The 18783-nt window shown below is 41.9% G+C and carries 29 protein-coding genes; 1 reads left to right on the plus strand and 28 read right to left on the minus strand.

Annotated features, from left to right (window positions below; translation table 11 throughout):
• Positions 1–88 precede the first annotated feature (88 nt).
• The 17 genes from DV428_RS02510 to DV428_RS02585 all read right to left on the minus strand — a co-directional run bounded on the left by DV428_RS02510 (position 89) and on the right by DV428_RS02585 (position 13454).
• Positions 89–1282 carry a phage late control D family protein gene (locus DV428_RS02510; RefSeq protein WP_114908562.1) on the minus strand — a complete coding sequence of 398 codons (1194 nt, stop codon included), beginning with the start codon at positions 1280–1282 and terminating at the stop codon, positions 89–91.
• Positions 1282–1719, minus strand: a complete 438-nt coding sequence (locus tag DV428_RS02515) for a phage tail protein (protein ID WP_114908563.1) — start codon at positions 1717–1719, stop codon at positions 1282–1284. The genes DV428_RS02510 and DV428_RS02515 overlap by 1 nt, the downstream gene beginning before the upstream one ends.
• A complete protein-coding gene (locus DV428_RS02520; RefSeq protein ID WP_005642263.1) occupies positions 1720–2058 on the minus strand; it encodes a hypothetical protein in 339 nt (112 codons plus the stop codon).
• A 167-nt stretch (positions 2059–2225) separates the two neighbouring features.
• Complete coding sequence (locus tag DV428_RS02525; protein WP_005633772.1) at positions 2226–2372, minus strand: GpE family phage tail protein; 147 nt, start codon at positions 2370–2372, stop codon at positions 2226–2228.
• Positions 2372–2671, minus strand: coding sequence for a phage tail assembly protein (locus tag DV428_RS02530; protein WP_114908564.1), 300 nt, complete (start codon positions 2669–2671; stop codon positions 2372–2374). The genes DV428_RS02525 and DV428_RS02530 overlap by 1 nt, the downstream gene beginning before the upstream one ends.
• A gap of 84 nt (positions 2672–2755) precedes the next feature.
• A complete protein-coding gene (locus DV428_RS02535) occupies positions 2756–3262 on the minus strand; it encodes a phage major tail tube protein (protein ID WP_005633774.1) in 507 nt (168 codons plus the stop codon).
• 3 nt (positions 3263–3265) lie between these two features.
• Positions 3266–4450 (minus strand): phage tail sheath subtilisin-like domain-containing protein, encoded by a 1185-nt coding sequence (locus DV428_RS02540; RefSeq protein WP_114908565.1) that lies wholly within the window; start codon positions 4448–4450, stop codon positions 3266–3268.
• A gap of 420 nt (positions 4451–4870) precedes the next feature.
• Positions 4871–5737, minus strand: a complete 867-nt coding sequence (locus DV428_RS02545) for a hypothetical protein (RefSeq protein WP_114909568.1) — start codon at positions 5735–5737, stop codon at positions 4871–4873.
• Between the two features lie 20 nt (positions 5738–5757).
• Positions 5758–5904 carry a hypothetical protein gene (locus DV428_RS09625; RefSeq protein ID WP_167403160.1) on the minus strand — a complete coding sequence of 49 codons (147 nt, stop codon included), beginning with the start codon at positions 5902–5904 and terminating at the stop codon, positions 5758–5760.
• The gene (locus DV428_RS02550) at positions 5885–6385 is read right to left on the minus strand and encodes an enoyl-CoA hydratase (RefSeq protein WP_114908566.1); all 501 of its coding nucleotides are present in this window, start codon (positions 6383–6385) and stop codon (positions 5885–5887) included. Before DV428_RS02550 ends, DV428_RS09625 begins: the two co-directional genes overlap by 20 nt.
• Positions 6378–7133, minus strand: coding sequence for a hypothetical protein (locus tag DV428_RS02555; protein ID WP_114908567.1), 756 nt, complete (start codon positions 7131–7133; stop codon positions 6378–6380). The genes DV428_RS02550 and DV428_RS02555 overlap by 8 nt, the downstream gene beginning before the upstream one ends.
• A 10-nt stretch (positions 7134–7143) precedes the next feature.
• Positions 7144–8046 (minus strand): phage tail protein, encoded by a 903-nt coding sequence (locus DV428_RS02560; protein WP_114908568.1) that lies wholly within the window; start codon positions 8044–8046, stop codon positions 7144–7146.
• Entirely contained in the window at positions 8047–8613 is a 567-nt protein-coding gene (locus DV428_RS02565; protein WP_114908569.1) for a phage tail protein I, read from the minus strand.
• Positions 8606–9520: a baseplate assembly protein gene (locus tag DV428_RS02570; RefSeq protein ID WP_114908570.1), complete on the minus strand. Its 915-nt coding sequence runs from the start codon at positions 9518–9520 to the stop codon at positions 8606–8608. The genes DV428_RS02565 and DV428_RS02570 overlap by 8 nt, the downstream gene beginning before the upstream one ends.
• A complete protein-coding gene (locus DV428_RS02575; protein WP_114908571.1) occupies positions 9517–9852 on the minus strand; it encodes a GPW/gp25 family protein in 336 nt (111 codons plus the stop codon). Before DV428_RS02575 ends, DV428_RS02570 begins: the two co-directional genes overlap by 4 nt.
• Position 9853: 1 nt before the next feature.
• Positions 9854–10453, minus strand: coding sequence for a phage baseplate assembly protein V (locus DV428_RS02580; protein WP_114908572.1), 600 nt, complete (start codon positions 10451–10453; stop codon positions 9854–9856).
• Between the two features lie 103 nt (positions 10454–10556).
• Positions 10557–13454 carry a phage tail tape measure protein gene (locus DV428_RS02585; RefSeq protein WP_114908573.1) on the minus strand — a complete coding sequence of 966 codons (2898 nt, stop codon included), beginning with the start codon at positions 13452–13454 and terminating at the stop codon, positions 10557–10559.
• Between the two features lie 71 nt (positions 13455–13525).
• Here DV428_RS02585 and DV428_RS02590 point away from each other — a divergent pair, with 71 nt between their 5' ends.
• Complete coding sequence (locus tag DV428_RS02590) at positions 13526–13837, plus strand: hypothetical protein (protein ID WP_114908574.1); 312 nt, start codon at positions 13526–13528, stop codon at positions 13835–13837.
• 10 nt (positions 13838–13847) lie between these two features.
• Here DV428_RS02590 and DV428_RS02595 read toward each other — a convergent pair whose 3' ends face one another.
• The 11 genes from DV428_RS02595 to DV428_RS02645 form a co-directional block, all read right to left on the minus strand.
• A complete protein-coding gene (locus DV428_RS02595) occupies positions 13848–14318 on the minus strand; it encodes a phage virion morphogenesis protein (RefSeq protein WP_114908575.1) in 471 nt (156 codons plus the stop codon).
• On the minus strand, positions 14315–14791 hold the full coding sequence (locus DV428_RS02600) for a phage tail protein (RefSeq protein WP_053465691.1): 477 nt from the start codon (positions 14789–14791) through the stop codon (positions 14315–14317). Before DV428_RS02600 ends, DV428_RS02595 begins: the two co-directional genes overlap by 4 nt.
• Positions 14788–15003, minus strand: coding sequence for a TraR/DksA family transcriptional regulator (locus tag DV428_RS02605; RefSeq protein ID WP_005633796.1), 216 nt, complete (start codon positions 15001–15003; stop codon positions 14788–14790). Before DV428_RS02605 ends, DV428_RS02600 begins: the two co-directional genes overlap by 4 nt.
• Positions 15000–15263 carry an Rz1-like lysis system protein LysC gene (gene lysC, locus DV428_RS09705; protein WP_005672206.1) on the minus strand — a complete coding sequence of 88 codons (264 nt, stop codon included), beginning with the start codon at positions 15261–15263 and terminating at the stop codon, positions 15000–15002. The genes DV428_RS02605 and lysC overlap by 4 nt, the downstream gene beginning before the upstream one ends.
• Positions 15178–15528 (minus strand): chemotaxis protein, encoded by a 351-nt coding sequence (locus DV428_RS02615; RefSeq protein WP_114908576.1) that lies wholly within the window; start codon positions 15526–15528, stop codon positions 15178–15180. Before DV428_RS02615 ends, lysC begins: the two co-directional genes overlap by 86 nt.
• Positions 15513–16031, minus strand: coding sequence for a lysozyme (locus DV428_RS02620; protein ID WP_005633800.1), 519 nt, complete (start codon positions 16029–16031; stop codon positions 15513–15515). The genes DV428_RS02615 and DV428_RS02620 overlap by 16 nt, the downstream gene beginning before the upstream one ends.
• A complete protein-coding gene (locus DV428_RS02625; protein WP_005633803.1) occupies positions 16024–16245 on the minus strand; it encodes a phage holin in 222 nt (73 codons plus the stop codon). The genes DV428_RS02620 and DV428_RS02625 overlap by 8 nt, the downstream gene beginning before the upstream one ends.
• A 1-nt stretch (position 16246) precedes the next feature.
• Positions 16247–16456 carry a tail protein X gene (locus tag DV428_RS02630; RefSeq protein WP_005668467.1) on the minus strand — a complete coding sequence of 70 codons (210 nt, stop codon included), beginning with the start codon at positions 16454–16456 and terminating at the stop codon, positions 16247–16249.
• Positions 16456–16962 (minus strand): head completion/stabilization protein, encoded by a 507-nt coding sequence (locus tag DV428_RS02635; RefSeq protein ID WP_114908577.1) that lies wholly within the window; start codon positions 16960–16962, stop codon positions 16456–16458. The genes DV428_RS02630 and DV428_RS02635 overlap by 1 nt, the downstream gene beginning before the upstream one ends.
• A gap of 124 nt (positions 16963–17086) precedes the next feature.
• The gene (locus tag DV428_RS02640; RefSeq protein WP_114908578.1) at positions 17087–17749 is read right to left on the minus strand and encodes a phage terminase small subunit; all 663 of its coding nucleotides are present in this window, start codon (positions 17747–17749) and stop codon (positions 17087–17089) included.
• A complete protein-coding gene (locus DV428_RS02645) occupies positions 17749–18780 on the minus strand; it encodes a phage major capsid protein, P2 family (RefSeq protein WP_114908579.1) in 1032 nt (343 codons plus the stop codon). Before DV428_RS02645 ends, DV428_RS02640 begins: the two co-directional genes overlap by 1 nt.
• Positions 18781–18783 lie beyond the last annotated feature (3 nt).

The raw sequence follows: 18783 nt of genomic DNA on the forward strand, positions 1-18783 counted from the left end.
TAAGGAAAATTTAATAAAAGCTAAGAAATTTAAATCTTTACATATTCTTAATTAATTATACATTTTAATGTATGCGCATGAATTAACCCTATTTTTTCTCTTTTTTCACTTCCACTTCATCTTCTTCCACTTTCAATTCGCACTCAATTTGACTGGTAAAACCACCATCTGAAAGATTGTGTGTCACTTTGGTGATTAGCCAGTTGGTTGCGTCAATTTCGGCTTTAAAGCCTGAAAGCTCAATGGGCGTTTCGGGGATTAAATCGGGATCGCCAAAGGCAAGATTTAGGCTAAATGTTGCTACACCTCGTTTGAGTTTGTCAAAGGCGGATTTGGCGGCAGTGATAGCTCTCGCTTCTGAAGGATAAGTAACACGAAGGTTTTTAATTTTATCGTTGTCGCTTTCCACAGGGGCTTTTTGTTCAATGGTGTTATATTTTGTTTTAGTTAATCGTCTGCCCTTTACTGTACCATCTGCTAGCGTTCTACCTTTCGTCATGCGCTGTTTTTTCACAATTCTAGTATTTTTATCTACGATAATTTCGCCACGTTTGCCTGTGTCCGTATCGTGCCAATATGCCCGAACGGCTTTGTAGTTTTCGCTTTCTGCAATAGAGAAATTGTAGTTGTCGCCATTTTTGCGGGTGATTTTTCGCAGTGGAATCGGCTTGCCTGTGGCGGTTTTGCCTTGTCCTAATGGCATAAATAATAGCGTGCCATTTTTAACAGTGCACATTGCCCCGTGCTCTTCTGCCAGTCGGCTTAATAGATTAATGTCGCTTTCGTTGGTTTGGTCGATGTGCGCAATAAAGGTGTTAGCCAGTTTTTTCTCGCACTGGCTTTTGAGTTGGTTTTCTTTGGCGATAGTATCAATAATATCGCCCAACGTTTTTTTATCAAATGACCGCTCTTTTTGTTCGGAAAATGAGCCTTTTAAATCAGCCGCTCTTGCTCTGATAGTTAATCGGTCTGCCGATCCTGCGCCGCCTGAAAATTGCACTTCATCCACTGAATATTGCCCTTTGTCGATGAGCGGTTTGCCTTTCCAACCTAGCGCAACTTGGATTGTGGCATTGCGTGGCGGTAAGGCGAGTTTGCCATCATGGTCGGATAATTCTAAGTCGAGTGTGTCCGCTTCTAAGCCTCGATTATCTGTTAAAGATAAACTAATTAAACGGCTCGAAATCACTTGTGTGATGTCTTGCTGTTTTTTGTCTTTCGTGGTGATCTGCACTTTAAAAGCGGGCGTGCGGTGATTGTCGTTAAGATTGAAATCAAACATTAAAGGCTACTCATTAAACTCTCTGCAATGGCGATTAACATTGGGTCATCAGTGCGTTTTAAGCTCATGCTGAAATCAATCGCACGAGGTGCACCATCGCCAAAAAACTCTGTTCGGGTTTCTTGTACGCTTTCGATCACAAAAAAACCAATAATTTCAAAGGTTGCGCCGTCAATAAGTGGAAATGCACCGCCACTGTCTGCCATTAATTCCAGGGCTTTAATGGAAAATCTACCGCCTGTGATTTCTGGAATTAATCTGCCACTTATCGTGACGGTTTCGCTTTCTTTGCCAGTGAACTGTGATTTTGGCATTGCCCCGACAATGGCATTGGTTGGATGTCGCCAATTTGATGTGCGGTCTAAACTTTGAAAAGGCACGGTTTGCCGAGTGAACACAAACATGCCCAATGTGGCAAGTGCGAAGTTTTGGAACATTTATTCTTCCTTTTTGGCATTGTCTTCCGTGCAACTGATAATAAAAATAAAGTTTGAAAACAATATAAAAGTACCAATAATCCAATGATCAAAATAAACAAAAATCGTGCTTAATAAAATTAACGTATACATCTCAAATGTAGTTTTTGCTTTTGTATATCTGATCTTCTTCTTTTGATAGTTTACCGCCGTACCAATCCAAGCCAGAATGGATAAAATGGTAATTATCCAAATTAAGGTGATTTGAGCGCTTGAACTGCCGATAATAAACACGGCAAGAACAACAGAAAAAAGAATAAATTCGCGAATAAAATCTAAAAAATGTAATGATTTAAGCATAATAAAATCCTGTGAAAAGTGCGGTCAAAAAATCCCGTGATTTCTGACCGCACTTGATGAATTAGCGAAAGAGAAATGCAATGCCGAAAATCACAAGCAACCAAAAGGTGATGGAAAGAATAAAGATTCCACGCCATACAATATGCCGTGGTATATTTAATAAATAATCAATCAGTTTCTGTTTCATTTCGTTCCCTTGCTTTTTCTCGCCATTGCATTAATTCGGAAAATGTCATTTGCTCAAAGGCTTGTGGTTGCCAGTGGAAGATGATGGCAATATCTGCCATAGCATCTTCCACTGTTGCGGCAATCATTACTCGGTCGCTTCGGTTTCCACTTCCGAGTTCTTCCCTAAAAAACCGACAGCCGCCGCAGCAAGCTCGGTGAAATCTGCGACTTCCATTGTGGCAAAGTCTGCTTTGTGCAGTACTGGCGATGTCACGCGTGGCAATAACACTTGTAATGCGTCTACATCCATTTGCAACACATCAAACATTTTTAAGCCTTTTAATGCGGGCACCGTTGGTTTATTGACAGTGATTTCCGTGATTTGGTTTTCGCCACGAGTAATAGGGTTGGTTAAGGTGATGATTTTGGTGTTTTCTGTTTTCATTTTATGTTTCCTTTAAAATCCCTCTTTTTTGTAAAGAGGGGAGGGGGATTTAATAAAAGCCCCTTTCGGGGCAAGGTGTGTGAATTAAATGCCGATTGCTGCGCGATGCTCTGCGAGACGATCAACGCCACCGACAATGAAAACGGAATTGATTAAGTCAATTTCCACGAGGTCTTTGCCGTTTTCGATGATTTTGTAGTAGGTTAATGGCACGGTGTAGCTTTGTTCGGTGTCATCGCCTGATTTACTTGTGCCGTTGTCAATCTCTCCAAAACGACCGCGCATTACCAGTTCGATTGAAACCACTTCTTCGGTGTCATCTTGTTGATAGGCGCCCGCAAAACGTAATGCTGTGCCGTCAATTTTTCCGCCAAATTCTTTGATAAGTTCGGTCATATAACCGCCCATCTTGAATTGCGCTTCCAAGCCTTCCACGCCTAAATTCACTTTTACTGGACCAAACATGCCGCCTGCGCGGTATTCTTCCAGTTTCATGGCTAATTTAGGTTGGGTGATTTCGGTGACTTGGCCACGGTAAGAATTACCGTCAGCCAAAAAATTCATTAATTTGAGTTTACGAGGTAATGCCATTTTTTACGCTCCTACTTTTGCAATGTTTGCGGCAAATTCCACAAGGTATTCATCGCTGATGTATTGGTTGAAACCAAGTTGTTCTAACGGTGGAACAGGGCAGTAATCATAAGACACAAGTAATTTTGCATCTTTTAAGGTTGCGGCAGTATTGAGGTTGGCATTGATAAATGCTTTCCCACCGATTAAATAACCTTGCGCCACATATTCACGCCATTTTGCATTGATCGCTTCTACGATTTCTTTCACAAGATTCACGGAAATGTCTTTATCCATTGCCCAGTCAAAGGATTGTGCAATGGTGTCTTTCAACACTTGTGCCGTGCGAGTGTAGTTTTCGTAGATAAATAATTTATCTGCCGAACGCGTGCGTAATCCCCAGAACTTAAAGCCATTGTGGTTTACACAACAAGTAATGCCTTGTTCGTTGAGATAGTTCACGTCGGTTGCACTGTCGTTAATATCGAAAGAAAGCGGTTTAGTGACACCCGTCACGCCAGTTAAACCTTTGTTTGAAATGGATGTGTGCCAGCCGTATTCTTTATCTTGATATGCACGCATTGCGGCAGCTCGAACAACGGCATAATCCACTTCGGTTTGTTTGGTGTTTGGGTTAAATGATAAGAAATCACCGAAAATCAGCATTAATTCACGTTGTGAGAAATTGCGACCATATGTCACCGCTTCTTCTTTGGTTTTTGCTGCGCCACAAGAGGCATACACAAAGCCATTGAGCTTTTTCGCTACGCTTAACAATTCAGTGGTCACATCTTGGCTGTCATATTTCGGGATACAGAAAATACGAGGTTTAACGCCACAAACTGCAGCAGACACGAGGAACGCTTTTAAGCCAGTGTAATTGCCTTCATTATCGACTGAGCCGATTACGTTGGCTTTCATGGTACTTTCATCTTCGTTTTCTTCCACGCGAATGACGACAACTTTACAATTCACAATGTCCGCAATGCCATCTAGCGTACGAGATAGCGTGCCTTGTTTACCTGCTTTGGCTTGCATTTCAGCAGTAATGCCAGTTAAAAGGGTGGGTTTGTTGAGTGGGAAAACCGATGCATCTGCATCTGGTGCGGTTGCCACTAAACCGATAACTGCAGTGGATGATGTGGTGAGTGTTCGCAAGGCTTCGGAAATTTCCGTTACCTTGACCCCATGGAGATATTCATCAGACATAATTTAAGCCCTATGGTTTCTATTGGTTAAATAATGTCTTTATTGTGATCGAGAGGATGGCGTAGTGCGAGCGGTTGGCGTTGTGGTATTTAAACTAACAAATGGCTTAGGTAAGAGTAGGACGGATGAAAACGGCGGAATTACCCGCCGTTTGTCTTAAACCCTATCTGGCCAAGTCCAAGGGTCGGATGTTGTCACATCATCGCTGGCGGTCTTAAGTTTTTTGGGCCAATGTCAGGTATTGCATCATTACCTTTTACTTTTGGATCTACATGATAATATAAGTTCGCGAATCTTTTTGCATAAAATCGAAATTTATTTTGCATAAACAATTAAACTATTATGCAAAATAAACCTCAAATTTAAACCAAACAAAAACTCCCTTTAAATCATCATTAAAGGGCGTTTAAATTTTACAGTTTAGAACTTGTAAACCATATTATCCTCATACTTACCTGAATGGCTTGCTGAGGCATTGACTACAATTCGTTTCGCATTATCAAAGGTTTGCCAGTTATCGACCTTATCCTCCTGCATGTACTCAATAAACCGCACAAACTCGGATTTTGTTGAGCTAAAGAAAATATAAGGTGGTCGGGTGATATTGACCAGTCGAAAAAATCCAATCAAGTCAAAATACGTAGCTTGCTTGTAACTTTCTTGTTTGGTGAAGAGATAAGGCGGATCTAACACAAACAACGCTTTGGGATTATCCGCAAATTTCGGTAGCAACGTATGGAATGACTCCCGCACAATTTCTACACCATCCAAATAACCATCCGCCTTTGGATAATCTGACTGGCGAATACAATGCCAGAAATCATTTTGGAATAGCTCATCAATGGTCGTTACTTGCTGCCCGCTAAACAGCAACCAACTCGCCAAGCAATTCAAATCTTTGTAACCGTCAAACGCCTGGATGATTTTGACGCATTCTGCCTTTAATTCCTTTGGCATTCGTTTTTTTGGGGGCGTAGCGTTGCCAACTGCCGCAAATAATTGTAAACGCAAGGCGTTGATGTCATCAAGATGTGCTAATCGTTCCGCATAGCCGTCGAAATCATTGTAGATGACACGAGCTTTTGGCTTAATCGCTTTGGCTGCGTGGCTTAATAAACCTGAACCACCAAAGGTATCAATAATCGTCCATCCTTCACCATCGTCTTCGATGTTTTCATTGAGAATAGTCTCAAAATGTTTCAAAAATATCCGTTTTTGCCCCACAAAAGGTAGCGGGGCTTGTTTAAATTGTACTACACTTTGCTTGCTTACCGAGATTGTCTGCATTTTATTTACTCTTTCAAACATTAAATTCTCCTTGCACTGCCTAAAGGCACGATATCGCAATCAAACCGACTGCCTGTAAAATCTAAAGGTTCGCCGTTATCTTCGGTAAACACGAAGGTTTCTGCTTCGTCATCACCGCGAACCCAGTTAAAGATAATATCTTGCATGCTGTGCTCCAAATATAGTGGCCAACTGATTTGGGCTAAATCGCCAGCCACTCTCGCCACCGTGAATTGCATTAAAGCACCACTCACTGCAGAAAAACTTACTGCGTTTTTGTTTAATCCCAAGAACAATCCCGACCGCACCCCACCAGTCATATTTTTTGCCAGAAGTGCGGTCAAAATAAGCTTTGATTTGTGCTTCGGTGACATCGTTGAGTGGGATTAAATCCCATTTGGTGTTATCGGATACATCAATCTGTTTGCAACGCACCCCACCGTCTTGTACCGATGATGAGTAGCAGTCATATACTGTCGCATGCTCATAATGATGCCCATTGCCAAACTCAATGTGCTCAATAGCAATCTCGCAGTGCGAGTATTGGCCCTTGGTAAAAAATCGAGTAATGCGGTCGGCGATTGCTTTAACTGGCTCTTTGCGCCAGTCGCGTTTGTGTTTGTACATCGCCAAATAAACATTAGCCATTTTGATATGCCTCCATCAAGTTATCCATTTGCTTGATAATGTCATCATGGATTGATTGTAGTTGCTCAAGCGTGAGATTAGGCGCCTTGAGCTCATACTTGCGCATACGTTGGTTGGCAAGCTCCATTTGTAGTTTTTCCAAGCCTGCCGCCTGCGTCAAAATCAGGTTTGTGGCGGTCTTGTTATCCAGTCTTGCTCGTTGTGCAAAGTCTGAGATATATCGACTGCACTCGCCTTCATAATTTGCGGCTTTAAAGGCTTCTGCCGCCGCTTGTCGCTCACGATACTCGCTTTCAAAACGTGTCCATGTGCTGTAGATTTTTGCCGCTTGCTCATCGATATTGGCGATAAGGCGAGTTTGGGTTTTTGTAAAATTATCAGCAATTTTCGCTTCATCTTTTACCCATGCTGTACCGTTCCATTTGCACGGTTCAGCAAGTGGGGCAAGTGCGGTTAAATTTTCTGGCAATTCCCCCAGTGCGGTATGTTCTACTTTTTCGCCTGTTTCCTTGCTGTAATAGGTTCCCCGATGGTCAGCTTGGTATTGCCAACTGTTATCTGCTCGCACAACGACAAAGCCTTGTTTCGGTTGTGGCGGCTCATCTAAATAACTTCCTGCCGCAAGGCTGCCACCTTCGCTCACATATTCAGTGGTGCTGTGGCTGTAAATACCTTGGTTGTCTGTGCAATACACGATGATTTCACCACTAGTTTCGGCAAAGCCGTCTTGATTAAATGTTACGGTCATGTTGTACTCCTTATTCGGCTAGGCAGATGTAGTGATAGGCGATGTTGCGTGGGCGGTTTTCGTCGGCTGTGGGGACTGAACGCGCAGCATCTATACCAATCAAATGTTCAGCAATTTTGTAATTATATATCCCACGTCCCACATCATTTTTTGCGAACCAACCGCTTTCCCATCTGGTCTTGGATATAGCTACTCCGCTGACGATATTAGCTTGGTCATCTGCCATATCTACTGTGGTGAATTGAGCCCTAAAGTTTCTCATCGCATCTCCCTGCGACGATAACATCTCACGTCCCACATCAACCCCACGCCCATTATCCCAACCACGGATAAATTCACTGCGCATGTCTGGTAGTTGCCCTGACGGATATTTCTGTGCCAATTTTGGATAACGACGAGTATCAAACCGCTGTCCGTTCATCGCTAAGCAACCTGTTGGGATAATAGAGAGCGGATAAGGGATTGGGATACCAACAAATAAATCATGTAAGGCATTAAAATCAGTGGCGTTGGCTTTTTTCCCGATTTCAGCAAGCAATGTCGCTTTTAAGTTTGCATCGCCTGCCAACGCACGGGCTAATTCTTCCAGTGTGTCCAATGCTGCTGGGGCTGACCCGACCAAATTTGCTACCGCTGTTTTCACAAATGCTGTCGTCGCAATTTGGGTGTTGTTGGAGTTTTGGTTGGCAGTAGGAGCGGTGGGAACGCCAGTGAACGCCGGGCTTGCTTTGGGGGCGTAGCCAGTGCGGTCTCGGTTGATACCGTCCACTTGGTCTTTTAAATATTTCGTTCGATTGGCTAGCTGTTTTGCTTGGATGTTAATTACGCCAAGCTCTCCGCCTAGCACCTTATCTTGTTTTTCAATGAGATAAATATCTTCTTCCCATTGTTGTTGCTCAGTAATTTTTCCCATTTATACTTCTCCAAAAGTAAAGTTTCCGTCGAAATTGATCTCGCCATTCCATCGATGGCCTGCCCGTGTAAAATTGAATGCAACCAAATGACAACGTGCGGGGGCATTTTCATTTAAAATTCGCCGCACTTGTTTTGATTCATCAATAGTAATGGGCTGATGTAGCACAATTTTGTATTCTGCCCAGTGCATTTCTTCATGCTCAAAGGTTTCCGAACCATCAAAATTTAGTTCGCCATTCCATGTTTTAAGTGATTGGTTTTCAATAATATCGACTTCGCCATAACCTACCGATTTCATGACACGGCGAATCGCCGAAATTGTCCCTTTGTGCTTGTGGATGTGGGTGCTATTTAAAATGGCTTGTCGTTTGCTTTCCTCGCTCCATTCGTCATCCCATTCGTCCACGGAAAGCGACCAAGCAAGCCATGGCAAGAGGTTTATAGGGCAATTTTCAGCACTCCATAAGAGGCGAATGGGCACAGGAATTTCCGCAATTGTAGAAAACGTATTCGATAATTGTTTCTCTAGCTTGCTCGACCCTATGGGCAAGAGATAGCTATTCATCTCGGCCACCTACGTTGATTTGAATTTGTGTGCAATATGCTGCTTGGTGAGGTTGTACGATTAAATCTGCAAGCGGTTGTGTCAGTTTCACGTTCTGCACGCCTTCTTGGTGCAAGGCTGAATAAATACCTGAAAGCGTAATATCAATGCCAAGCAAGTGTTGCTTATTTGTATAATGGGTGATGGCTTGATTAACATTTGCCATGACAACACTTTCTAGTACTGAGGGATAAAGTGTGAGGGTCGCTCGAATTTCATAAGGTAAAATCACCGCACTTTCGACCAATACTGTATCAGTCAGGGGGCGAATATGCTCGGCATTCAGCTTTTCTTTTACCGCATTAATTAAATCACTGTCGGCTGTTCCTTGTCCCTCCGTGGATAATATGGCCACTTTCACCGTGCCTGCAGTTGGGCTTGTTACATCAACGTCTTTTATTTTTGCAGAGGTAGAGAGCGCATGAAATTCATAGCTTGCGCGGCTACCAGCCGTAGTTAAACCTTCTAATGACATTTGAATACGTGTGCGAAAACGTTCATCATCTTCATATTGGGTGGGGATAGTCGGGTGAGCGTTTAAATCTCCCGCCTGAATGATTAATCTCTTAATGCCGAATAATGCCCCTAATTGGTCTAAATCTGATCCTGTGGCATAAGCAAGCATCACGGCTTTAGCAGATTCATTAATATGCGTTCTAAGTAATAATTCTAAATAAGCATTTTCTTCTAGCAATTTAACCACAGGTTCGCTTTCTAATTGTAATCGAGCCTGCCAATATTGGCGCATATCGTCATTTTCTTGTAATGACAGGAATTTAGCTTTTCGTTGAGCAAGTAAAGTTTCATAACTGAGTTCTTGCACAACTTTTGGTACAGGCAAATTGTTCAAGTCAATAATATTGTTCATGATTTATGACCTAATAAAAGATGGTTTTCTTTGATATGTTGCTGATATTGCCCGCGTGCGACATAACTTGCCACAATGCCACCTTCAACCAATTCAGGTTTAAATTGTGTGATTTGTACTCGTGGTTCCCAACGATTAATCGCTGTAACAGCGCAAGCCGCCAGTTGTAATAACAATGTGTGGCTAATTGGGCGGTCTATTAGCAGAGGAATTAAACTGCCATATTCACGCCGCTGAATACGTGAACCAACAGGGGTTAGCAAAATATCGGCAATGGATTGTTTAATGTGGTCGCTTTCGTTTTTTAATGTTTCGCCAGTGTATCGATTCATACTATGCCTTTGCGTTAGAGGTTCGTTGGCCATCGCCTTGTTCAACGTGAACGTGGTTTTGTAAACTAATTGAGCCACCTTTAATATCACCGCTTGCGGTCACACTGCCTTGTGTGCTGATATTGCCTTTTGTGGTGCTTGTGCCTGTGGTTGATAAAGAGCCGTCAATATTCACATTGCCTTTGATATTGATAGTAGGGCAGTCAATATCAATTTGATTAGCAGCAGTAATACTGGCGGTTTTGATGCCTGTGACAACCAATGCGCCACTTGATTGGTTGTAAGTGATTTTGGCTCCGTCAGCAAATTCAATAACGTGTTCGTCGGCTGAATGGCTAGGGCTGTTTTGTGTATAAAGCCCAACTAATATGCAGGCAGTGGTAAATTCGCCACTAACGGATAACATCACACATTGTTCGCCCTCCGTAGGTGGCGACCAGGTTTTGGTTGTACCCGCTCGAAATGTAATAAATGGTAAAAACTCTGTGAGAATGTCACCGCTCTTTACGCGAGCGCGTGCGGTGGCGTGATTCACTTCAGCGATCACCCCAAAGCGGATAATGTTGTCTAGTTTTCGTTGTAATTCGGCAGACATAGGCATTCACAGTTAAAGAATATGCCTTATTGTTGGCAATATTGTGTGATGTGGCGAGTGTGGGGGCGTGTGGAATAGTAGGTAACAAAAAAGGGCTTGCGCCCTTTTATTATGATCTATCCCACATTGAACTTCTTGCTCTTGCTTGGCGTTGGTTTTCGATGCGTTGTATTTCTTTTGCCACTTGTTGTGCAATGGCTCGTTCGTCCATGCCTTGTGCGGCATTGATGGTGATATTTACGCTCATTGGTTGGCTGGATTGAGTCATCACTGGACGAGCAGAAATGGGCGCACGAGTATCAACTTGCACAGGGGCGGCAGTTGCAACGCTGATCCCCAATCCGCCCGCAATAAGTGCTTGTTTGCCGTAATTAAGGGCGTTGAGTGTATTTATGCCAAGTCGAGATGTGGCTTCTTTGGTCATCACATATTCGCCACCGTGGACAATGCCCATGGGTTCATATTTTCCGCCATTACCGGTGTAGCCGCCTGAAGAATACATATTTGAATCAGAAAGTGCATCGAGTGTTCTTTCAGTTATACTTCCTGATTTGATAACCTTATTTGTTTCTTCATTTCTTGATTGTTTGGCATTTTCAACAATTTTTGCCCCCGCTTGAATACCTGGCATATTATCGATTACCCATTTAATGCCATCCATGAGTAGCTGTAATGGTTTGAGCGCAAAATCAATACCTGCTGCTATCCATTCGCCAAATTTTTTACCTGCACTGGCTGCTGCATCTAAATCTTCTTTGGTGCTTTGTACTGGAAACAAGAAATCAGTAAACCATTTCACCGCTTTTTCAATCCAGCCAACGACAATACTAAATGCGGTGCCAAGCGGTTGGAATTTTTCAAGGACGGGGGCGAGACCTGATTTTAATCCTTCCCAAAATCCACCGAAAAACGCCCGTACTTTATCCCAATATCGATAAATCATCACGCCTGCCGCGACAAATGTAGCAGCGAGTAAACCTATTGGAGAAAGGAGAAAACCGATGATTGACGTTAATCCCATAAAGATCATTCTAATAGGTGCAAAAGCAATACGAAGTATTGTTTTTAGTCCATTTAGCCAAAATGAGAGGTGTTTCATATTTTTAATGAGTTTAACAAAGACACTCGGCATTTTTTTCAATCCGCCATAAAACATGACAGTTCCTGTTTTAGCTGAATTGAGGGTGGTTTTATAAGAAAATAAATGTTTATTTGCCTTTAAACTTTCAACAGAGACTTTTTTTAATGATTGACTTAATAAATGATTAATGCCTGTAAAACGCCCTACACCTAATAAAATGCGTGCAACAGGATAAAACAGAAAACTAAATGCCATACTTAATGCACCTAATGCTGTAATACCTCCTGCAATTGATGCACTCCATTTAACAATTTGTCGAGTAAGTTCAGGATTCGCTTTTATCCATTCATTCACTTTTCGCACTATTTCGGTTACCGACTGTATTGCGCTTCGAATATCATCTGAAATAGTATCATAGATCGCAATGCCTACGGCTTCACGCGCAGACTCTAGATTTTTTATATCCCCCATTAAGTTATCCGCCATAACTTGCGCTACTTGCTCTGCACGACCTGCGGAATTTTTTAATTTTTCCGTCATTTCTTGAATGCCATGGATGCCCGCCTGTCCAACTAATTCGACCATAGCTGTCGCAGCTTCTGTACCGAAAATGTCCTTGTAATAAGCCATTTTGTCGCCAGATCCCATTTTGGCAGTTTTCTTTTCTACATCAACTAAAATGTCGGTAAGCGCACGCATATTGCCACGACTATCTTTTGCGGATACGCCTAATTTTTTCAATGCTTTTGCTGCCGCTTTAGGTGGAGCGGAAAGTCTGAGCATAGCAGAACGCAACGATGTACCGGCTTGCGTGCCTTTTATCCCAACATTACCTAATAATCCAACCATCGCTGACATCGTTTCGAAATCTTGACCTGTTGCCGTGGCAATTGGACCTAAATATTTCATTGTGTCGCCCAAACCTTCTAAAGTTGTGTTGGATCCACTAAATGTTGCAGTAAGCACATCTGCTACACGCCCCATTTCGTCAGCAGGGATTTTAAAGCCAGAAGAAATATCTGATGAAATATCCGAAACTCGCCCCATTTCAATACCTGCGGCTTTTGTCATTGCTAAAATAGCAGGCATTGATTTTTCGATTTGGTCTGCATTGAATCCTGCCATTGCTAAATAGCCTTGACCTTGTGCGACTTCTCCTGATGTAAAGGATGTTGTTGCACCGAGATGAATCCCTTGTTGGCGCAGCCGTGCAAGTTGTTCCGCTTGTTTTGGATCAGTTTTATTTAACCCAGTTAAAGCTTGCACCTTAGAAAAATCTTGTTCAAAATCTAATGCAGGTTTAAGCATTATACCAGTGAGCGCATTGCCTGCTGTTCCTGCGATCATGGCAGATTGTCCAAATCCCTTTAATTGCTCACTTTTCGTTTTTAAATTATCTACGCTATTTCGATAAGCTAGGTTTCTTGCTTGTCGCTGTTGCAATTTTTTCATGGCTGCATTTTGTTTTTCAATGGCGGCTGTGGATTGACTAAGCTGTTGTTTAAGTTTTTCCTGACTTTCCTTAAATTTTGATGTGTTGAAACCGCCTAGTTTTAATTCTTGGCGGAGTTTATTTAATTGTTTACGCTGATTTTCTTGCACTTGTGCCATTTTATGCGCTGCTTTATGTGCTTCTGTGACTTGGCGTTTAAATGCGGCTGTCGGTGCGGCAGTATTGCGTAGTTGTTCGGCTAATTTTTTTGCTTTTTCTCGTGCTTCAACTAATTTCTGATTATTTTGCTGCAGTGAGTTTTGCAAATTTTTAAATGAATCAGCGGTTTTATTTTGTTGTTTTAGTTTATTGAGTTCATTGGTCGCACCTTTTACTTTAGATTGCAAATTATCCATTTGTTTTTGCACACCTTTTAAAGGGGCTGTGAGTTTATCAACTGCACCTAGAATTACTTTAAGCTCTAAATTTTTCATTTTTACCCACTTTTTCTTGACATTTTAGGAATGAGGAACAAATAATGAACAAACTTAACAGGGAGAGAGCGATGGAAATTTTTGTTTTGCTCATTGGTTTGCCAATTATTGTTGGTTTACTTATTGCATTTGGTACTGCAGTATTAGCCGCATTTAGTTATATTTTTGTTGGCGCATTATCTTTAGCGATTAATTTCTGGTATATCACGTTAGCAGTAATGCTTGTTTTGCTTGCACCTCTTATTTATTTAAATAGTTGGTTATTTTGGATTTTGGCTGCAATCGTTATTTTCTTTACTGTTGCTTGGTTTTTTGGTGGCGATACCGAACAAATCAAAGCAGAAATTGAACGTAAACGTATTGCTAAAGAGCATAAATTGTAAATTAACCCAATTAAAATTCTTTACCCGCTATAGCTCTAAGCACAAATCTTTCAATCATTTCAATATCTTCTTCTGTAAAGCCCAGTAATTCACGCTGGGCATATAGCACCTTGAAATCTTTATATTTAGATGGGCTAGAATGTAAGCCGTATTGATGCACTGCAGCAATGGCAGCATCTCCACCATAAAAACCGAGTGAAATTCCTTCTTCTTGGTAACGTAATTTCATGTGAGCTGGCGTGACCAATTTTCTAAACATTAATTGGCGTTTAATTCGCCCTTTCTTTTTGCCAAATTGTTTTCTTGGTTTACGAGGTTCATAAGGTGAACCGTCAGGATTTTGTTGGGCTTTGATTCTTCGGCGTTGATTTCTTGCAAGTTCTCGACCTATTTGTTGATAAAGTAATCGTCTGCGAGGTTTACTGATATTATTTAATAAGGCAGCCAAAGCGACTTTAATTTGCTGAACATCATCACTCATATTTTCTGTATATCACCCTCAAAAATTAAGGATTCCCAGTTTTCCAAATAGACTTTTACTCGGGTTGGTTCATCCCATACTGGTTCTTTTGCGTAATGGATCTGCACGTTATTCCCATCTTTTTTCGACACAACACGTTCAGTAAGTTGGATTTCGAAACTAATATCTGCGGTGTTGTTATTGTTGTAATCCACCTGGAATTTAAATGCGTTCTCTCGAATTTGTGGATTTTCTAATATTTCAGGTTGATTTGTGCGGAGATAAGCCATCATTGGCACAATCAAGGTGGCAATATCGCCTGCATAATCAGTCACTACAACATTGAGTGTATAACGATATTCAAAACTAAATGATGCGGCACCCGTTGCGACGATTTGCCCACCGTCCACATAAAGTTGTAGATGGTCGGGATTTTTTACAAAATCGGGGTGACTTTGTTCAAGGATTTTGCGCAGTTGGTTGGGCTTTTTCATTTTCGAAAATTCCGTTGTTGCATTTCAAATCTTTGTTGGCAAGTCACGCAACGTGTTACGCCCTGAATCATTTGTCTGCGCTTTTCGGGGATGGGGGCATCACAATCTTCACAATAAAGGCGACTTACTGCTTTAAAAGTGCGGTGTTTTTTGAGGGCAATTTCACGTTGCATTTCTTCGAGCTGTTGTGCTCGGTCGAATTGATCTGTCATGGCTGTTCCTTTTTATTAAATTCATCCATGCATTTTTTTAAACTTGAGTTTTCAATGATGCATAAATCAAGGTGGTGCTGTGTCTGTAAATAGGCTTCGGCTAATTCGCCGTTGGTGCGAATTTGTGGCGAATAGGCACTGCACTCCGTTGTTTGCGGACAAAGAATCGGTGATTTAATGACTTCCTGTTGAGTTGAGCACGCGTTTAACATCATCAGGCAAAGGGCGGTCAGCCCAATCTTGGTTTGATTTAAGTACATTTTTTAAATCCTGTGTTTGTTGATTTTGATTTGCTTTGAGGTTGTTTACGGCTTGAATAAGCTGTGCTTGCTGTTCGGCAAAATTTTGAACGCTATGATTTAACTCAATGTAAGAGTTTTGCCATTTCAGTTTTAGCTGTTCTTCTTTAAGCATTTCTTTTCGCCAATAATTCGCCTCAAATCCCAGAAAAATAATGAGGAGTACAAGCAGAATTGGCCCGATAAGTAAAATGCCTCGTTCTTTTTCGGTTAAGAAATTAAACATAGGTTTTTCTCCTTTTGACGGCGTTCAATTAATCCTTTTAGCGGTTTTCCTGCAGCGTAAATCCAACGCTCAAATTGACTGCACATGGCCTTGCTGTAGCCTTGGCGTGCCATTTTAAAAAGTGAGCTATTTTTTAATTTGCCACATCCTACGTTAAAGGTGATAGACACTAAGGCATCAAATGCACCTTGTGGCATGGTTTGACCGTTGGCATATTGATTCACGCATTTTTCTGATTGTTTAATGCCTTTTACGTATAATTCGGCAATTTCTTGCAAGGTGTAAATTTTATTGCGGTCGATTTTTTCAACAGCATCGGTTATGCCTATGCCGACAGTTAAAACATCGGCAGGGCATTGATAGGGCTTTTTCATGCAACCTTCTGCATTGCCAATCAGTAACAAGCCTTTTTCGGATGTTCGAATTTCATTCCCATGAGTGGCAATCACCAGTCCAACAACGGCAGATATGGCGCAGATGTATTTGGCGGAACGTTTAATCATGATGATGGATCCGTTGTTCGAGTTCTTTTTCTTTTAATTCAAAATCTTTTTTCTTGTAATACCAATTCACAAGAAAGGTGGCGACACCAATCACAATACCTGTAACCGATGCGACATCAGCCCAATTTACATTTGAGAACATATCGGCAATGCGTCCAATCAAAAAGGCGAATATTCCTGATATGTAAGATGCTTTTGATGGTGTGTCGTGCATATCAGCTCCAAAGTTGAATTGTGTCATTTGCTACACTGATTTTTTCTGTATCGGCATCTGGCAATATGACTGGGGTACCAATGGGAATAATGGGCTTATCCATTAAATGCGGATTGAGTTCGCATGTTATTTCGAGCAAGCCTTCACTTCGTCCAAAATGTCGATAAAGAATGGCGTCTAAATTGTCATTTTGTTGTGCGTAAACTTGCATTAGATTAACTCCGCATCGACGCGTTTTCTGCCCAATATGTCGCTAATCGCAAAGCGAGCATCACGGCGTAATTCATCAATGCTGTCTTTGAGTTGCGCCATTTTCTTTTCGCCATCGTTAGTGCTGTCGTAGCTTGCATAGCGTTCATAAAGGTTTGCCAGTGCCAAGCAACTTACCGCACGTTTATAGCGATAAATCAGCACGCTTTCGCCATTGATATAGGGGGCAGAGATCTGTTCTAAACTGTCGCGTTTGCTTTGCGTTTTAAACGTGGAGAGTTCCGCATTGACGCTTGCCATGCCCTCAATCAAGGCATCTTGTAAACGTTGTGTGGTAATGGTGCCGTCTGCACGGTATTGATTACGAAATTGAGCAAGTGACATATCGGGGAAGAAACCATCATTACTGATAATGTCATCTAAGGTATCGTAATCATTTAACTGTTGCTGTACTTTGCCCATTTCATAATCGGGGGCAAGTTTGACTGATATTGCGCCGTCGCTCATTGATTTACCCTTATAAAAAAAGTCGGGTGAGGATTAAATTAAGTACGGCCAATAAATCCGTCAGAATTTGACCGCACTTTTAATCCGCCCGACGGCTGCGTGGTTTGCTCTTTACCAAAACCGATTATTCATCGGCTTTGTTTAATTGCTTACGTAATTTTTTAATATCGCCTTTCACGCCAATTTTCTGATCTAAACCCAAAGCACGTTCTAAATATGCCAGTGCTTGTTCAGGGTGCTTTTCAACCAATAACAAGCCCAATTCACGCAATAATCGCGCACGGCTTTCATCAGGCATATCGCAATCAGCGGTGATGCGTTGGACTTGCTCTAAGTAAGCCACTTCAAACGGTTTATTGGCGGCTTGTGCGGCTTTGGCTTGGTCGGCAAATTCTTCTGCCAACAAAGTGCCAAGTGTTCGGGTAAATGGCTCTGGCAAGCGTAAATCATGAAATACGGCATAATCGGCAATTTGTAACGCAAGGTGATATTCGCCACAGTCAATCGCCCACACGCACCATGTCATCAAGACGTTATCTTGTTTACCACTTCCGACCGATAACGCCCCTTCAATCCATGGCAAGTAATCCACCAAAATTTGTTTTTTATATGCAGCTTTGCGTTCCGTCGATTGGATTTGTTTTAAATCCTTGCGGTGACGCGCAAGCAAGCGGCACATTTTTTCATATTCAGTGAAATCGCTTAGGTCTTCGGTTTCCGCTGCATGAGCCACTGCAGCGGAGACGGTGCGAAGATGGATTTGTGCGGGTGATAGACGTTCAGTCATTATTCTTTATCTTCGAATGTGATGTTTTCGATTAATGCCGCGCAACCGTATTCTTCGACTTTGTAGTCGATGTTTTGCGACAAGTAATCTTCTACGCGGTTGCGTTTTGGATTGTTCTTAATGAAACGGCGCATTGACCCTTCCTGAATGTAGATGGATAAATTATCCAATCGGGTGATCAGGATTGAGTTTTTCGGGAAGAACGGGACGCGAATCGCTTTTAAACCACCAATTTGTTTTTGTGAGATGATCACTTGGCTTGCAAGGTCATCCGTCGGTTTTAAATCCGTGTTAACGATGTTGAAGTATTTATCGTTTAAGATTTCACGACCGCAGATAACCACCAATTCGGTGTCATCGGCGTAAACTTCATCAATTAAGGTGTTGACGGCATCAAGCACTAAGGCATCAATGTTTTCATAGCCGTGGTTTTTGGCTTGACCTTTACCCACTTTGATTTTGTTCTCAGTATTTGCACCGTTCATTACATGTGTTGGCATATCGTCACGTAATTGTTGTAGCCAACCTTTTTTCACGTCTTGCAGTTTCGGATTTGAAGACAAATCGGAGGTTTCACTGCGACTTGTGCCGTTTAGCCCCATCATAATGAGGTTTAAGGCGATGGTTTTTTGCGTTAAATTTGCCAATTTTTTCTGGAAGTCAGGGTGTTTCGCCCATTGGTCGAGTTTTGCCCATGGAATATGCGTGTCGAAATTGACTTGTTCACATTTATATTTGCGACCAGTCATTTTAGAAACGTCTTTGGTTTCGCGCTCTTTGGTGTTGGTGTCTGTTGTGCTTGCAATCGCGGAAGCCACTTCAAGACCGACCAATTCCGCTTCCATTAACGGATCACGAACAACATTAATCCATTGTAAGAAGTTCGAACTTAACATCACTTTTTCAATCAGTTTTTGTTCTACGCTTGGGGTTACGGTAAATGTTTCTGCTACATCATTACTTGTTACACCGTTTAATTCGGCGACACGTGCCACATAGGCATTAAATTTCTGTTTAGTTTCGTTGCGCATGGT

This window comes from Haemophilus haemolyticus (genome assembly GCF_003352385.1).
Lineage (GTDB): Bacteria > Pseudomonadota > Gammaproteobacteria > Enterobacterales > Pasteurellaceae > Haemophilus > Haemophilus haemolyticus_I.

Excerpts from the sequence above, each read along its gene's own strand:
- DV428_RS02525 (WP_005633772.1), bottom strand. The coding sequence starts at position 2,372 with ATGATTGCCGCAACAGTGGAAGATGCTATGGCAGATATTGCCATCATC.
- DV428_RS02620 (WP_005633800.1), bottom strand. The coding sequence starts at position 16,031 with ATGATTAAACGTTCCGCCAAATACATCTGCGCCATATCTGCCGTTGTT.
- DV428_RS02545 (WP_114909568.1), bottom strand. The coding sequence starts at position 5,737 with ATGCAGACAATCTCGGTAAGCAAGCAAAGTGTAGTACAATTTAAACAA.
- DV428_RS02530 (WP_114908564.1), bottom strand. The coding sequence starts at position 2,671 with ATGAAAACAGAAAACACCAAAATCATCACCTTAACCAACCCTATTACT.
- DV428_RS02580 (WP_114908572.1), bottom strand. The coding sequence starts at position 10,453 with ATGCCTATGTCTGCCGAATTACAACGAAAACTAGACAACATTATCCGC.
- DV428_RS02520 (WP_005642263.1), bottom strand. The coding sequence starts at position 2,058 with ATGCTTAAATCATTACATTTTTTAGATTTTATTCGCGAATTTATTCTT.
- DV428_RS02515 (WP_114908563.1), bottom strand. The coding sequence starts at position 1,719 with ATGTTCCAAAACTTCGCACTTGCCACATTGGGCATGTTTGTGTTCACT.
- DV428_RS02595 (WP_114908575.1), bottom strand. The coding sequence starts at position 14,318 with ATGAGTGATGATGTTCAGCAAATTAAAGTCGCTTTGGCTGCCTTATTA.
- DV428_RS02585 (WP_114908573.1), bottom strand. The coding sequence starts at position 13,454 with ATGAAAAATTTAGAGCTTAAAGTAATTCTAGGTGCAGTTGATAAACTC.
- DV428_RS02625 (WP_005633803.1), bottom strand. The coding sequence starts at position 16,245 with ATGCACGACACACCATCAAAAGCATCTTACATATCAGGAATATTCGCC.
- DV428_RS02510 (WP_114908562.1), bottom strand. The coding sequence starts at position 1,282 with ATGTTTGATTTCAATCTTAACGACAATCACCGCACGCCCGCTTTTAAA.
- DV428_RS02590 (WP_114908574.1), top strand. The coding sequence starts at position 13,526 with ATGGAAATTTTTGTTTTGCTCATTGGTTTGCCAATTATTGTTGGTTTA.
- DV428_RS02560 (WP_114908568.1), bottom strand. The coding sequence starts at position 8,046 with ATGGGAAAAATTACTGAGCAACAACAATGGGAAGAAGATATTTATCTC.
- DV428_RS02540 (WP_114908565.1), bottom strand. The coding sequence starts at position 4,450 with ATGTCTGATGAATATCTCCATGGGGTCAAGGTAACGGAAATTTCCGAA.
- DV428_RS02605 (WP_005633796.1), bottom strand. The coding sequence starts at position 15,003 with ATGACAGATCAATTCGACCGAGCACAACAGCTCGAAGAAATGCAACGT.
- DV428_RS02555 (WP_114908567.1), bottom strand. The coding sequence starts at position 7,133 with ATGACCGTAACATTTAATCAAGACGGCTTTGCCGAAACTAGTGGTGAA.
- lysC (WP_005672206.1), bottom strand. The coding sequence starts at position 15,263 with ATGTACTTAAATCAAACCAAGATTGGGCTGACCGCCCTTTGCCTGATG.
- DV428_RS02570 (WP_114908570.1), bottom strand. The coding sequence starts at position 9,520 with ATGAACAATATTATTGACTTGAACAATTTGCCTGTACCAAAAGTTGTG.
- DV428_RS02600 (WP_053465691.1), bottom strand. The coding sequence starts at position 14,791 with ATGAAAAAGCCCAACCAACTGCGCAAAATCCTTGAACAAAGTCACCCC.
- DV428_RS02630 (WP_005668467.1), bottom strand. The coding sequence starts at position 16,456 with ATGCAAGTTTACGCACAACAAAATGACAATTTAGACGCCATTCTTTAT.
- DV428_RS02615 (WP_114908576.1), bottom strand. The coding sequence starts at position 15,528 with ATGTTTAATTTCTTAACCGAAAAAGAACGAGGCATTTTACTTATCGGG.
- DV428_RS02550 (WP_114908566.1), bottom strand. The coding sequence starts at position 6,385 with ATGGCTAATGTTTATTTGGCGATGTACAAACACAAACGCGACTGGCGC.
- DV428_RS09625 (WP_167403160.1), bottom strand. The coding sequence starts at position 5,904 with ATGCAAGATATTATCTTTAACTGGGTTCGCGGTGATGACGAAGCAGAA.
- DV428_RS02575 (WP_114908571.1), bottom strand. The coding sequence starts at position 9,852 with ATGAATCGATACACTGGCGAAACATTAAAAAACGAAAGCGACCACATT.
- DV428_RS02640 (WP_114908578.1), bottom strand. The coding sequence starts at position 17,749 with ATGACTGAACGTCTATCACCCGCACAAATCCATCTTCGCACCGTCTCC.
- DV428_RS02645 (WP_114908579.1), bottom strand. The coding sequence starts at position 18,780 with ATGCGCAACGAAACTAAACAGAAATTTAATGCCTATGTGGCACGTGTC.
- DV428_RS02535 (WP_005633774.1), bottom strand. The coding sequence starts at position 3,262 with ATGGCATTACCTCGTAAACTCAAATTAATGAATTTTTTGGCTGACGGT.
- DV428_RS02565 (WP_114908569.1), bottom strand. The coding sequence starts at position 8,613 with ATGAATAGCTATCTCTTGCCCATAGGGTCGAGCAAGCTAGAGAAACAA.
- DV428_RS02635 (WP_114908577.1), bottom strand. The coding sequence starts at position 16,962 with ATGAGCGACGGCGCAATATCAGTCAAACTTGCCCCCGATTATGAAATG.